Source organism: Pseudomonas sp. JAI120, from assembly GCF_014207255.1.
Taxonomy (GTDB): Bacteria; Pseudomonadota; Gammaproteobacteria; order Pseudomonadales; family Pseudomonadaceae; genus Aquipseudomonas.
The window spans coordinates 917,498-930,637 of the sequence record NZ_JACHCZ010000002.1; the positions used below are offsets into that span (position 1 = coordinate 917,498).

Annotated in this window: 13 protein-coding genes; 3 read left to right on the forward strand and 10 right to left on the reverse strand. The window is 58.5% G+C overall.

Translation table 11 applies throughout. The annotated features are described in order from the left end of the window. Nucleotides 1-136: 136 nt before the first annotated feature. The 5 genes from HDC32_RS16070 to rplM form a co-directional block, all read right to left on the reverse strand. Nucleotides 137-916 (reverse strand): cytochrome c1, encoded by a 780-nt coding sequence (locus HDC32_RS16070; RefSeq protein ID WP_027604842.1) that lies wholly within the window; start codon nt 914-916, stop codon nt 137-139. Continuing rightward, nucleotides 916-2,127: a cytochrome b gene (locus HDC32_RS16075; protein ID WP_003171746.1), complete on the reverse strand. Its 1,212-nt coding sequence runs from the start codon at nt 2,125-2,127 to the stop codon at nt 916-918. Before HDC32_RS16075 ends, HDC32_RS16070 begins: the two co-directional genes overlap by 1 nt. Continuing rightward, complete coding sequence (petA, locus tag HDC32_RS16080) at nt 2,127-2,720, reverse strand: ubiquinol-cytochrome c reductase iron-sulfur subunit (RefSeq protein ID WP_027604843.1); 594 nt, start codon at nt 2,718-2,720, stop codon at nt 2,127-2,129. Before petA ends, HDC32_RS16075 begins: the two co-directional genes overlap by 1 nt. A 266-nt stretch (nt 2,721-2,986) precedes the next feature. Then, nucleotides 2,987-3,379 (reverse strand): 30S ribosomal protein S9, encoded by a 393-nt coding sequence (gene rpsI / locus HDC32_RS16085; RefSeq protein ID WP_003171743.1) that lies wholly within the window; start codon nt 3,377-3,379, stop codon nt 2,987-2,989. 14 nt (nt 3,380-3,393) lie between these two features. Continuing rightward, complete coding sequence (gene rplM / locus HDC32_RS16090) at nt 3,394-3,822, reverse strand: 50S ribosomal protein L13 (RefSeq protein ID WP_003171742.1); 429 nt, start codon at nt 3,820-3,822, stop codon at nt 3,394-3,396. A gap of 248 nt (nt 3,823-4,070) precedes the next feature. Here rplM and HDC32_RS16095 point away from each other — a divergent pair, with 248 nt between their 5' ends. Continuing rightward, on the forward strand, nt 4,071-5,111 hold the full coding sequence (locus tag HDC32_RS16095) for an NADP(H)-dependent aldo-keto reductase (RefSeq protein WP_184744653.1): 1,041 nt from the start codon (nt 4,071-4,073) through the stop codon (nt 5,109-5,111). A 77-nt stretch (nt 5,112-5,188) separates the two neighbouring features. Here HDC32_RS16095 and HDC32_RS16100 read toward each other — a convergent pair whose 3' ends face one another. Next, nucleotides 5,189-6,325 (reverse strand): acyl-CoA dehydrogenase family protein, encoded by a 1,137-nt coding sequence (locus HDC32_RS16100; protein WP_131698450.1) that lies wholly within the window; start codon nt 6,323-6,325, stop codon nt 5,189-5,191. Between the two features lie 220 nt (nt 6,326-6,545). On the opposite strand from HDC32_RS16100, the gene HDC32_RS16105 reads away from it, so the two are divergent. After that, nucleotides 6,546-7,466: a GlxA family transcriptional regulator gene (locus HDC32_RS16105; protein WP_178116718.1), complete on the forward strand. Its 921-nt coding sequence runs from the start codon at nt 6,546-6,548 to the stop codon at nt 7,464-7,466. 111 nt (nt 7,467-7,577) lie between these two features. Here the strand turns inward: HDC32_RS16105 and zapE are convergent, their stop codons facing one another. The 3 genes from zapE to HDC32_RS16120 all read right to left on the reverse strand — a co-directional run bounded on the left by zapE (nt 7,578) and on the right by HDC32_RS16120 (nt 10,761). Continuing rightward, nucleotides 7,578-8,672: a cell division protein ZapE gene (zapE, locus tag HDC32_RS16110; RefSeq protein ID WP_184744655.1), complete on the reverse strand. Its 1,095-nt coding sequence runs from the start codon at nt 8,670-8,672 to the stop codon at nt 7,578-7,580. Nucleotides 8,673-8,751: 79 nt separating this feature from the next. Beyond that, nucleotides 8,752-10,107 carry a tryptophan--tRNA ligase gene (locus HDC32_RS16115; protein WP_184744657.1) on the reverse strand — a complete coding sequence of 452 codons (1,356 nt, stop codon included), beginning with the start codon at nt 10,105-10,107 and terminating at the stop codon, nt 8,752-8,754. 24 nt (nt 10,108-10,131) lie between these two features. Then, nucleotides 10,132-10,761, reverse strand: a complete 630-nt coding sequence (locus HDC32_RS16120; RefSeq protein WP_184744659.1) for an alpha/beta hydrolase — start codon at nt 10,759-10,761, stop codon at nt 10,132-10,134. 147 nt (nt 10,762-10,908) lie between these two features. Between HDC32_RS16120 and HDC32_RS16125 the strand changes: the two genes are divergently transcribed. Continuing rightward, entirely contained in the window at nt 10,909-11,346 is a 438-nt protein-coding gene (locus HDC32_RS16125) for a YhcB family protein (RefSeq protein ID WP_017138275.1), read from the forward strand. A gap of 68 nt (nt 11,347-11,414) precedes the next feature. On the opposite strand, the gene HDC32_RS16130 is transcribed toward HDC32_RS16125, so the two are convergent. Next, a complete protein-coding gene (locus tag HDC32_RS16130) occupies nt 11,415-13,139 on the reverse strand; it encodes an ABC transporter ATP-binding protein/permease (RefSeq protein ID WP_184744661.1) in 1,725 nt (574 codons plus the stop codon). Nucleotide 13,140 lies beyond the last annotated feature (1 nt).

The window sequence follows — 13,140 nt, forward strand, 5'->3', positions numbered from 1 at the left end:
CGCTTGTTGAAATTATGGAAAGCTCAAAAACGAGCGCGCCCAGAAAGCATCTCTGCAGCCTCTGGAAAGTCCAGATCGCTACGGGTTAGAGATGCCGCTGGGCGCGCAAGATTAACAGCAATTGCTTACGGTTGGATCAATGCACATCCTTCCAGTATTCGCGTTTAAGCAGATAAGCGAATACGAAGAAGAAAGCCAGGTACAGCAAGACATACGTCCCGATGCGCTGGTGTTGCAGTTTGACCGGGTTGGCGGAATAGGCCAGGAAGGTCACCAGATTCTTGACCTTCTCGTCAAACTGCTCGTCAGTCAACGAACCAGGGGTTTCTATCTTCAGTTGATCGCACGCTTCATGAGTCAAAGGCGTACCGGTCAACGGATCATATTGCTTCTTGCCGTCTTCGACGACCTGAACCTGCTTGCATCCTACCACTTGCTTGCCTTGCAGGCCGACCAGAACGTTAGGCATGCCGACGTTCGGGAACACACGGTTGTTCACGCCATAAGGGCGCGCCGGGTCCTCGTAGAAGGATTTCAGGTAGCCGTAGAGCCAGTCGGTGCCGCGTACACGTGCCACCAGAGTCAGGTCAGGAGGCGCTGCGCCGAACCAGGTCTTGGCGTCGGCAGGCTTCATGCCGATATTCATGTGGTCGCCGATCTTGGCACCGGTGAACACCAGCTTCTCCAGCATCATTTCATGGGGGATACCGAGGTCATCGGCCACCCGCTCGTAACGCTGGAACTTGGCGCTGTGGCAGCCCATGCAGTAGTTGGCGAACGTACGCGCGCCGTCTTGCATAGCCGCCTTGTCAGACACGTCGATATCGACTTTTTCCAGTTCCGGGCCGCCGTGCTCGGCAGCGAAGGACAGTAGCGGCAGCGCCGCAAGCATCAATGCAACGAATAATTTTTTCATCAGCCAGTCACCCTTTCCGGAACCGGTTTGGTCTTCTCGAGCCGGGTGTAGAACGGCATCAGAATGAAGTAGGCGAAGTACAGGAAGGTGCAGACCTGCGAAAGCAGCGTACGCTCAGGGGTCGGCGCCAATACGCCCAACACGCCCAGAATCACGAATGCAATGCAGAACACCCACAGCCAGATTTTGCTCAGCCAGCCTTTGTAGCGCATGGACTTGACCGGGCTTCGGTCGAGCCACGGCAACACGAACAGCACCGCAATGGCCGCGCCCATGGCGATGACGCCCATGAGTTTGTCGGGGATCGCCCGCAAGATCGCGTAGAACGGCGTGAAGTACCAGACCGGGGCAATGTGCTCAGGTGTCTTGAAGGCGTTCGCCTGTTCGAAGTTAGGCTTCTCGAGGAAATAACCACCCATCTCCGGGAAAAAGAACACGATCGAGCAGAACACGAAGAGGAACACGACCACGCCGACAATGTCTTTCACGGTGTAGTACGGGTGGAACGGGATGCCATCCAGCGGGATGCCGTTCTCGTCCTTGTGTTTCTTGATGTCCACGCCATCCGGGTTGTTGGAACCCACTTCGTGCAGCGCCAGGATGTGCAGCACCACCAGGCCCAGGATCACAATCGGCAGCGCTACGACGTGCAAAGCGAAGAAGCGGTTCAGGGTGATACCGGAGATCAGGTAGTCACCACGGATCCACTGGGTCAGGTCGTTGCCGATGACGGGAATGGCACCGAACAGCGAGATGATCACCTGGGCGCCCCAGTACGACATCTGGCCCCATGGCAGCAGGTAGCCCATGAAGGCTTCCGCCATCAGCGCCAGGTAGATCAGCATGCCGAACACCCACACCAGCTCCCGTGGCTTCTGGTACGAACCGTAGAGCAAACCACGGAACATGTGCAGGTAGACCACGATAAAGAACGCTGAAGCGCCGGTGGAGTGCAGCAGGCGCAGGATCGAGCCGTACTCGACGTCACGCATGATGTATTCGACGGAGGCAAACGCTTCTTCCGCCGACGGGGTGTAGCTCATCGTCAGCCAGACACCGGTGACGATCTGGTTAACCAGCACCAGCAGTGCCAGGGAACCAAAGAAGTAGAAGAAGTTGAAGTTTTTTGGCGCGTAATACTTGCTGAGATGGTCTTCCCACATCTTAGTGGCGGGGAAGCGTGCATCCACCCAATCCATGAACTTGCTCATCACGCGTTCTCCTTATCGAGGCCAATGACAATGAGGTCGTCAGTTTCGTAGGTATGCGGAGGCACGGGCAGGTTCAAGGGAGCGGGCTGGGACTTGTAGACGCGCCCCGCCAGATCGTAGTGGGAGCCGTGGCAGGGACAGAAATAACCACCGACCCAGTCTTTACCCAGATCGACCGGGGCGACTTCGGGGCGGAAGGTGGGCGAGCATCCCAAGTGGGTACACAGGCCAACCAGCAGCAGAATCTCTGGCTTGATCGAACGTGCTTCATTTTTGGCGTAGGCGGGTTGGTCGGATTTCTCAGATTTGGGGTCAGACAACTGGCCTTCGATCTTTTTCAGATTTCCCAGGATTTCCTCAGTACGACGAACGATGAATACCGGCTGGCCGCGCCACTCAGCAATCATCTGCTGGCCTGGTTCGATCTTGCTGATATTCACCTTCACCGGTGCACCTGCGGCTTTCGCCTTGGCACTGGGAAACCATGACCCCACGAACGGGACCGCAGCCCCCACCGCTCCTGCAGCACCCACCACGGATGTGGCTGCTACTAAGAAGCGACGCCGGCCTGCATTCACGCCGTCATTGCTCATTCAGTCCTCTCCCATCAGCTTTTTGGCCTGTTAAATCAGGCGTCTACTAAGTATTAAATCTGAACTTATAAAAATTTTGCCGAATGGTAATGAAAAGCCCCACGTATGACAAGGGAATTGCCCGGGGCTCCGCCTCCAAGCCTTGTAGTATAGGGGGTCTACGGATGTGGCAAGTTGTCACGGTGAAAAATGTGCATAAATCGCAGGCAATAAAAAACGCCCAGCTCCGTAAGGAGGCTGGGCGTTTTTGTGGAACGTAAAGCGAATTAACGCTTCGAGTACTGCGGACGCTTACGCGCTTTACGCAGACCGACTTTCTTACGTTCAACTTCACGGGCATCACGAGTCACGAAGCCAGCTTTGCGCAGAGCGCCACGCAGGGTTTCGTCGTACTGCATCAGAGCGCGAGTGATACCGTGGCGGATTGCGCCAGCTTGACCACTTACACCGCCACCGATAACGGTGACGTAGATGTCGAACTTTTCAACAGTCTCGGTCAATTCCAGCGGCTGACGAACTACCATGCGGGCAGTTTCGCGACCGAAGAAGTTGTCCAGAGTGCGGTTGTTGATCGAGATGTTACCAGTGCCCGGACGCAGGAAAACGCGTGCGGTTGCGGTTTTGCGACGGCCAGTGCCGTAATTTTGAGTCGCCGACATAATGAACTATTCCGTTAAAACTTCAGTTCTTGGGGCTGCTGAGCAGCATGAGGGTGTACAGCGCCCGCATAGACTTTCAGCTTGCGAAACATATCGCGACCCAGTGGGCCCTTCGGCAGCATGCCTTTGACCGCGATTTCGATCGGGGCTTCAGGCTTCTTGGAGATCAGGCCTTCAAAGTTGGAAGACTTGATACCGCCTGGGAAACCGGAGTGACGGTAGTACATTTTGTCTTGCGCTTTGTTGCCGGTAACACGTACCTGCTCAGCGTTGATGATCACGATGTAGTCACCGGTGTCAACGTGAGGGGTGTACTCAGGCTTGTGCTTGCCACGCAGACGGCTGGCGACTTCAGTGGCCAGACGACCCAGGGTCTGACCAGCGGCGTCGACGACAAACCAGTCGCGCTGAACTGTTTCCGGTTTTGCAGTAAAAGTTGTCATTCTTTAATAGCCTCAGGGGCCGCCCTGTAAATTAGACGGCGGATCTTACTGAATAGTGCTTACTTTGACAAGTCAAAGGCAGCCGGATACAGACGCTATCGGGGGCTCGGGTCGGCGCGTCCGTTCAACGGCAAGATTCTTCGGCAGGCGGCGCATCACTTCCACTGCAGAAAGAGGTGGGCAATTATGCAGATTGCGAAAAAAAATTCAACCTGCTTTTATGATTGTTTTCCCTGAAGGAGCACCCGATGGATTATCGACAGCTGGGCCGTACGGATCTGAACGTGAGCGCGATAGCCCTGGGCACCATGACGTGGGGTGAGCAGAACAGCGAGGCAGAGGCCTTCGCGCAGATCGAACGGGCCAAGGCGGCGGGGATTAACGTCCTCGACACCGCAGAAATGTACCCGGTGCCGCCCAAGGCCGACACCTATGCCACCACCGAGCGTTACATCGGTAATTACTTCAAAAGCCGCGGTGACCGTGCCGACTGGATCCTCGCCAGCAAGATCGCCGGCCCCGGCAACACCATCGACTACATCCGCGACGGCCATCTGCGCCACGACCGCAAGCACATCGTCGAAGCCCTGGACGCCAGCCTCAAGCGCCTGCAAACCGACTGGATCGACCTCTACCAGCTGCACTGGCCGGAGCGCAGCACCAACTTCTTTGGCCAATTGAGCTACAAACACAAGGACGAAGACGACCTGACCCCGCTGGAGGAAACCCTCGAAGCGCTGGATGAGCAGGTGAAGGCTGGCAAGATCCGCCACATTGGCCTGTCCAATGAAACCCCGTGGGGCGCCATGAAGTTCCTGGCCCTGGCCGAAGCCCGCGGCTGGACCCGCGCGGTATCGATCCAGAACCCCTACAACCTGCTCAACCGCAGCTTTGAGGTTGGCCTGGCGGAAATCGCCATTCGTGAGCAGTGCGGCCTGCTGGCTTACTCGCCCCTGGCATTCGGCATGCTCAGCGGCAAGTACGAAGGTGGCGCACGCCCGGCCAAGGCGCGCCTGACGGAGTACAGCCGTTTCAGCCGCTACTTCAACCCGCAGTCGGAGGCGGCGTGCAGCCGTTATGTGGCACTGGCGCGGGAGCATGGCCTGGATCCTGCGCAGATGGCATTGGCGTTTGTGACACAACAGCCGTTCGTGACCAGCAACATTATTGGCGCAACATCGCTGGAGCAACTGGACAGCAACATCGCCAGTGCTGATCTGAAGCTGTCGAAGGAAGTACTGGAAGGGATTGAGGCGATTCAGAAGGATCATCCGAATCCGGCGCCTTGATCGATCTGTAGGCCGCTATCGGGGGCAAGTCGAATCGTCGCACCGCCCCGATAGGGCCCTCACAAACAACACAGCACTCAAAGCGCCCGCGCAATGATCTCCTTCATGATCTCGTTGGTCCCCGCATAAATCCGCTGCACCCGCGCATCCGCCCACGCCCGTGCAATCGGGTACTCCCACATGAACCCGTAGCCGCCGTGCAACTGCACGCACTCATCGAGCACCTTACATTGCAGGTCCGTGGCCCAGTACTTGGCCATCGCGGCAGTGGGCACATCCAGCTTGCCTTCCAGGTGCAACGCCATGCATTTGTCGACGAACACGCGGCCGATCTGAATCTCAGTGGCCATCTCCGCCAACTTGAACCGGGTGTTCTGAAAGTCGGCAATCGCCTTGCCGAACGCCTTGCGCTCACGGGTGTATTCCAGGGTCCACTGCAACGCCGCCTCGGCAGACGACAGCGCGCCAATCGCGACAGTCAAACGCTCCTGCGGCAATTCCTGCATCAAATAGGCGAAGCCCATGCCGGCCTGGCCCAGCAGGTTTTCCTTGGGTACGCGCACGTCCTGGAAAAACAGCTCTGACGTGTCCTGGGCCTTCATGCCGACCTTCTCCAGGCGCTTGCCCTTGGCGAAGCCGGGCGTATCGGCGTCCACCAGAAACAGGCTGGTGCCCTTGGCACCCGCCTTGGGATCGGTCTTGGCGACCACGATCACCAGCTCAGCCAGGTACCCGTTGGTGATAAAGGTCTTGGAGCCATTGATCACGTACTCATCACCGTCCAGCACGGCTGTGGTCTTGACCCCTTGCAAGTCGGACCCGGCACCCGGCTCGGTCATGGCGATGGCCGTGACCCTCTCACCGGAGATCAACTTGGGCAGGTACTTGTGCTTCAGCGCCTCACTGCCGTAATGCAGGATGTAGGGCGCGACAATGTCCGAATGCAGGGAAAAGCCGATGCCGGTCAGGCCCAGGCGGCTGATCTCCTCGATCACTACCGCGCTGTAGAGAAAATCCGCGCCCAGCCCGCCGTATTCCTCCGGCAGATGGGAACACAACATCCCCGCCTCCCCTGCCTTGCTCCACAGGTTACGGTCGATGTAGCCCTGCTTCTCCCATTGCCCGTGAAACGGTGCAGCGTCTTTTTCAAGAAAGGTGCGCACGCTCTGGCGGAAGAGTTCGTGCTCCGGGCTGAACAAGGTTCTCGGAATCATGGGTCACCTGCGTGGATTGTCGGACAAGGACGAGCCCACAGAGCCTATGCCCCGATGGCGTCACAGGACACTGGACACATGCGACAAAAAATAAGACGATCCAGCCGTCTGGTGACCACTTTCCCCTATAAGAATAAATGAAATTATGTCTAACCAAATCTCCACGCCGTTGCGGCGCGTCAGCATTTTGGCCATTGATCGGGTATTCGCTTCTACCCTCATGCAAGCCAAGGATTTCTTCCATCTCGCCAGCCTGCGTTATGGCAAACAGCAAGGCCTGGGCCTGACCCCAGCGTTCGAAACACGCCTGGTGAGCCCCGACGGAAAATCGGTGCGCAGCTTCAGTGATGTGATCATGCCGGTGGACGGCGGCCTGGAAGACGCCGACATCATCGTGCTACCGGCCTTCTGGGATGACTTCGATGCCCTGTGTGTGCGCTACCCGCAAGTGCTGCCGTGGCTGCGCGAGCAACATGCACGCGGCGCGGTACTCTGCGGCGAAGCCACCGGGGTGTTCTGGCTGGCCGAAGCCGGACTGCTCGACGGCAAGGAGGCGACCACCTACTGGCGCTTCTTCAACGCGTTCAGCGAACGCTTCCCCAAAGTCCAGCTCAATCAGGACAAACATCTCACCGACGCCGACAACCTGTATTGCGCCGGCGGTACCACCTCGGCGTGCGACCTGTATATCTACCTGATCGAACGCTTCTGCGGCGCCAACATCGCCCAGGCCGTGGCCCGCGACATCCTCTACGAAGTACAGCGCAGCTATTCACCCGGACGCATCGGTTTTGGCGGCCAGAAGCTGCACCAGGACGTGATCATCCTGCAGATCCAGCACTGGCTCGAAGAGCATTTCGCCGACAAATTCCGCTTCGAAGACGTTGCCCGGGAACACGGCATGAGCATCCGCAATTTCATGCGCCGCTTCCAGACCGCCACCGGCGACAAGCCGCTGCATTACCTGCAACGACTGCGTATCGAGACGGCCAAGGGCCTGCTCTCGGGCAGCCGCAAGAGCATCAAGACCATCAGTTATGAGGTGGGTTACGACGATGCGAGTTTCTTTGCGCGGTTGTTCAGGCAGCACACGGAGCTGTCACCAAACCAATATCGGCAACAGTTCCAACAAGCCGCGTAAGCAAATGTGGGAGGGGGCTTGCTCCCGATAGCGGTGGATCAGTCAGTGCATCTGTTACTGAAAGACCGCTATCGAGGGCAAGCCCCCTCCCACATTTGACCTACATCGTTCTTAAGGCTTGTGCCCGCGCGACAGGAACTCGTGGGATTGCATTTCCAACAGGCGGCTCAGGGTGCGCTGGAATTCAAAGTTCAAGCGCCCGCCGGTATACAGATCCTTGAGTTCGACTTCCGCCGAGATGATCAACTTGACGTTACGGTCGTAGAACTCGTCGACCATGTTGATAAACCGTCGTGCGATGTCGTCGGTGGTGACGCTCATCTGCTCCACGCCGCTGAGGATCACCGCGTGGAAGATCTTGCCCAGTTCGATGTAGTCGTTCTGGCTGCGCGGGCCGTCGCACAACTGGCGGAATTCGAACCAGGCCACGTCATCGCAGGTACGCAGAGCGATGATTTCGCGGTTCTCGATCATCAGCTTGTCGTTTTCCACCGCCTGGGTGCATTCCGGCGTGAGGGCGCGGAAGCTTTTGCGCAGGCTGTCATGTGCCGCTTCGTTCAGCGGGAAGTGGAACAACTCCGCTTGCTCGAGGTGACGCAGACGGTAGTCGACCCCGCTGTCGACGTTGACGATCTCGGTGTTCTGCTTGATCAGCGCGATGGCCGGCAGGAAGCGAGCGCGCTGCAGGCCGTCCTTGTACAGGCCGTCGGGCACGATGTTCGAGGTGGCGACCAGGGTCACGCCGTTCTTGAACAGCTCTTCCATCAGGGTGCCGAGGATCATGGCATCGGTGATGTCGGAGACGAAGAATTCATCGAAGCAGATGACCCGCGCTTCATCGGAGAAACGCTTGGCGATGATGGTCAGCGGGTTTTTCTCACCCGGCAGGGTCTTCATTTCTTCGTGCACGCGCTTCATGAAGCGGTGGAAGTGGGTGCGGACCTTTTCCTTGAACGGCAGCGCTTCAAAGAACGTATCGACCAGGTAGGTCTTACCCCGGCCTACACCGCCCCAGAAATACAAGCCCTTGACCGGCGTGTGGTCTTTCTTGCCAAACAGCTTGCTGAGCATCCCCGGCTTGCTTTGCGAGGCCGCAACCAAGTCGTCGTACAGGCGCTGCAAATGACGCACCGCCGTTTCCTGGGCCGCGTCATGGAAGAATTCAGGGCGTTTCAGATCAGCTTGGTATCGTTCTAGGGGCGTCATAATTTCGTTAGCAAGGCAACAAAAACGGGCCGTCACTGTAACGACGGCCCTGGATAATGGCAATCAACCCTTGGTCGGGTTAATCCTCGATTGGGGTCAACGCAGTGCGCAAGGCTTCGATGGCGGCATCACGCGATGCACCATCGGCGAACTCGGCGCTGTCGGCCACTGCGGCACCGTCCAGCCATACGCTGAAGCTCAGGGCTTCGGTGCGTACGTCCAGCGCAGCGCCACTTTGCAGTTGTTTGGTGACTGCGCCGGCCGCTTTACCATCGGCAAAGTTGCGCGACAGCAGCAATTGCTCGCCATCGGCGGCCAACAGGCGGAAGCGGAAGCTGCCGTCATCTTCACGGAAGCTCACGAAACGCGCGGCCTTGGCGGCCTTCTTCTTGGTGGCGATCGGCGCTGCAGCCTGCTCGACGAACGAACGCAGGCCCACCGCTTCACGCAACTCGGCCAGGAATGGCGCGGCTACGGCACGGGCTTTCCTAGCCCCGACCTGCAACAGGTCTTCCATGTCCGACGGGCGCGACATCAACTGGTGGTAACGCTCGCGGGCCTCGCCCAGTTGGCTGTCCAGCAGTTGGAACAGACGGCTCTTCGCCTCGCCCCAACCCAGGCCTTGCAGCAGCTCGCCGCGGAACTCTTCTTCCTGGGCCTTGCTGGCAAACGCCTGGTAGAGGGTAAACAGGTGCGAGTTGTCGGGGTCCTTGGCTTCGCCGGGCGCGCGGGAGTCGGTGACGATCCGCGAGATGGCGTCCTTCATGTCCTTGGCGCTGGTGAACAACGGGATGGTGTTGTCGTAGCTCTTGGACATCTTGCGGCCATCCAGGCCCGGCAAGGTGGCAACGCTTTCTTCGATCAGCGCCTCGGGCATGGTGAAGAATTCTTTACCGTTGCCGAACAGGTGGTTGAAGCGCTGGCCGATGTCGCGGGCCATTTCAACGTGCTGGATCTGGTCGCGGCCCACCGGCACCTTGTGCGCGTTGAACATCAGGATGTCCGCCGCCATCAGCACCGGGTAGCTGTACAGGCCCATGGTGATGCCCGCATCCGGGTCTTCGCCGGTTTCCACGTTCTTGTCCACCGAGGCCTTGTAGGCATGGGCGCGGTTGAGCAGGCCCTTGGCGGCGACGCAGGTCAGCAGCCAGGTCAGCTCGGGGATTTCCGGGATGTCGGACTGGCGATAAAAGGTCACCCGGTTCACATCCAGGCCACCGGCCAGCCAGGTCGCGGCGATTTCCATACGCGAACGCTGGATGCGCTGCGGGTCATCGCATTTGATCAGGGCGTGGTAGTCGGCCAGAAAGTAGAAGGAGTCAGCATTGGCGTCCTGGCTGGCAAGGATCGCCGGGCGGATCGCGCCAGCGTAGTTGCCCAGGTGCGGCGTGCCGGTGGTGGTGATGCCGGTGAGGATACGGGTACGAGTCGTCATGGGTAATCGCTTATCAGACTGCTATCAATTCGAGAGGCGCGGCAGCACCAGATCCTTGAGGTCGGTGAGCTTGCCATGAAAAAAGTGCCCGCATTCTGCCACTTTCAGCAGCTCATGGGGGCGTTTCAAGGCGGCAGACCAGTCGTAGACCAATTGCGGATCGACCACTTCGTCGGTTTCCGGTTGAATCAAGGTCAATGGGCAGGTCTGGGGCAGCACGTCGTTATTGCTCAGACGCATCACGGCGGCGGCGACCATAAACAGGTGCGCGAGCTTTTCGCCTTTGGCTTCCAGGCGGCCGCCGAGGCTTGCCGCCACGTAGCCACCAAAGGAAAAACCGAGCAGGGTGAGCGGCAGGTCGGGGTGTTTTTCACGCAGCCAGGTAACAGCCGCTTCGGCATCGTCCACTTCACCGGTGCTCATGTCGTGGGTGCCGGCACTCGCGCCGACGCCACGGTAATTGAAACGCAAAGTAATCAACCCGGCATCGCGAGCTGTGCGTTGCAGGGTCGAAACGACTTTATTGAGCATGGTCCCGCCCTGCACCGGATTAGGGTGGCAGATCAGCGCCAGGCCACGTGGCTCGGGGTGATCCAGGTACAGTGCTTCCAATTGGCCTACCGGGCCATCGATCAAAACGGGGGTTTCACGCATGAGCAAGGAATGAACTCCGTGACCTCTCAAAGGGTCGACTCGTCTAGCTAAAAGTCTGTGCATGGCATCATTGCGAGCTTAATCGCGGTATACAGCGCAGGTTTGAGCCGTTAACGTAAAGCAAAGCCGTTTATAGAGGAAGGACTCGTGGAACACTCGCTCTTAGTTTGGTTGTTGCCGACTCTCGCCTTGGTTGCCGGTGTCGCCATTGGATTCCTGGTTGCCCGCCTGCTGCCGAATGCCGCGCCTAACCGCACGCAGCGTCAGTTGGATGACATTCAGGAACGTTTTGACAGTTATCAGAACGAGGTTGTTACCCACTTCAACAGCACCGCGACCCTGGTCAAGAAACTCACCCAGAGCTACCAGGAAGTACAGGATCACCTCGCCGATGGCGCAAACCGCCTGGCCCTCGACGACATCACCCGTCAACGCCTGCTGGCCGCGCTGCATTCCGATGCACCGCAAGCTCCACGGGAACGCCTGACCCCACCCCGGGAAAACCAGGAGCCGCCGCGGGACTACGCGCCAAAAACGCCAAACGCCCCGGGCATGCTGGATGAGCATTACGGCTTGAAGAAGTAAGTTATTTTCAAGCGATAAAAAGCCCGGCTGATCGATGATCAGCCGGGCTTTTTATTGGGCCTCACTCTTCAGGACATGGTCTGTTCCTGCAACCAACCGCCCTCGATCCGCACATGCCGCCCATGGAAGCGCTTGAGGCTGCTGCGATGCCCGACGCTGACAATGCTCAACCCCGGCAGCTCATCGATCAACGCTTGATACAGCGTCGCCTCATCCTCTTCATCCATGGCCGAGGTGGCCTCGTCCATGTACAGCCATTGCGGCGCGAACAACAAGGCACGGGCAAAGGCCAGGCGCTGTTGTTCGCCCGGCGAGAGCATGCGTTGCCAATGGTTGGCTTCATCCAGACGCCCCACCAGGTGCGGCAGGCGACAGGTTTCCAGCACCTGTGCATAACGCTCTGCCGAATAGACGCTGTCGTCCTGTGGATAACTCAACACCGCCTTGAGTGCGCCGATCGGCAGGTAGGGCTTCTGCGGCAGGAACAGGTAACGCCTGGCCGGCAGGCGAATGCTGCCGTGACCAGCAGGCCAGAGATGGCCCATAGCGCGCAGCAAGGTACTTTTGCCGCTGCCGGAGCGGCCGCTGAGCATGACGCGCTGACCCGGTTCAACGATCATGTTGGCGTCGGTCAGCAAGTGGCGACCATCCACCAGGCTCAAGCCCAGCCCTTGCACCACAAGACGCTCGCCCTCTGCGCTGACGTCGATGGTGGCTGGGCACTGCTCGTTTTCACTCATAGCCTGCTGAAAACTCAGCAGACGGTCACTGGTCGCGCGCCAGCCGGCCAGGTCAGCGTACGCACTGATAAACCAGCTGAAGTTGCCCTGCACGTTGCCGAACGCCGAGTTGATTTGCATCAGCTCGCCCAGTTCGATCTTGCCGGAAAAGTAGCGCGGGGCAGCCACGATAAACGCAAAGACGATCGCAATCTGTTCATAGCCGGCAGTGAAGAACGTCAGGCGCTTGGACACCTTCATGATGTCCCAGTAGTTATGCCAGACCTTCCCGAACCGCGCACTCAAACGCTGATTCTCATTGGGCTCGCCGTTGTACAGGGCGATGCTCTCGGCATTCTCCCGCACCCGCACCATGGAGAAACGCAAGTCCGCTTCGAAGCGTTGTTGCTGATTGCTCAAACCGATCAGACGACGACCGATCAGATGGGTCAGCCAACTGCCGACACCGGCATAGACCAAAGCACACCAGAACATGTAGCCGGGGATAGTGATACCGAACACTTCAATACTGCCCGACACGCCCCACAGGATAATGGAGAACGACACCAGGCTGACCACATTGCGCAGCAGCCCAAGGCCAAGACTCAGCGTGTTCAGGGTAAAGCTATTGAGGTCTTCGGAAATTCGCTGGTCCGGGTTATCGGTGTAGCCGCCCTGCTCCAGCTGGTAGTAGTTCTTGTTGCCAAGCCAGCGGGCGAAGTGTTTTTCGGTCAGCCATGCGCGCCAGCGAATGGTCAGCATCTGAGTGAGGTAGAGACGGTAGACCGCACCGAGAATCGCCACCGTGGCGATACCGCAGAAATAAACGATCTGCTGCCAGAAGGCGGCGGTGTCCTTCTTTTCCAGAGCGTTATAAAAATCCTTGTACCAGTGGTTAAGCCACACGGAAATGGCCACGCTGAACAGCGACAGGCCGATCACGACTGCGAGCAACAACCAGGCCTTGCCCTTCTCTTCACTGCGCCAATAGGGCGTGATCATCGCCCACGTTCGGCGAAAAAACTGCCCACGCACCGCGTCGTTGACCGCGGAATACTCAGCGTTCTGATTCATC

Coding starts and splice junctions, on each gene's coding strand:
- zapE (WP_184744655.1), bottom strand. CDS start 8,672: ATGACGCCCCTAGAACGATACCAAGCTGATCTGAAACGCCCTGAATTC.
- HDC32_RS16105 (WP_178116718.1), top strand. CDS start 6,546: ATGCAAGCCAAGGATTTCTTCCATCTCGCCAGCCTGCGTTATGGCAAA.
- rpsI (WP_003171743.1), bottom strand. CDS start 3,379: ATGTCGGCGACTCAAAATTACGGCACTGGCCGTCGCAAAACCGCAACC.
- HDC32_RS16100 (WP_131698450.1), bottom strand. CDS start 6,325: ATGATTCCGAGAACCTTGTTCAGCCCGGAGCACGAACTCTTCCGCCAG.
- HDC32_RS16130 (WP_184744661.1), bottom strand. CDS start 13,139: ATGAATCAGAACGCTGAGTATTCCGCGGTCAACGACGCGGTGCGTGGG.
- HDC32_RS16070 (WP_027604842.1), bottom strand. CDS start 916: ATGAAAAAATTATTCGTTGCATTGATGCTTGCGGCGCTGCCGCTACTG.
- rplM (WP_003171742.1), bottom strand. CDS start 3,822: ATGACAACTTTTACTGCAAAACCGGAAACAGTTCAGCGCGACTGGTTT.
- HDC32_RS16095 (WP_184744653.1), top strand. CDS start 4,071: ATGGATTATCGACAGCTGGGCCGTACGGATCTGAACGTGAGCGCGATA.
- HDC32_RS16075 (WP_003171746.1), bottom strand. CDS start 2,127: ATGAGCAAGTTCATGGATTGGGTGGATGCACGCTTCCCCGCCACTAAG.
- HDC32_RS16120 (WP_184744659.1), bottom strand. CDS start 10,761: ATGCGTGAAACCCCCGTTTTGATCGATGGCCCGGTAGGCCAATTGGAA.
- HDC32_RS16115 (WP_184744657.1), bottom strand. CDS start 10,107: ATGACGACTCGTACCCGTATCCTCACCGGCATCACCACCACCGGCACG.
- petA (WP_027604843.1), bottom strand. CDS start 2,720: ATGAGCAATGACGGCGTGAATGCAGGCCGGCGTCGCTTCTTAGTAGCA.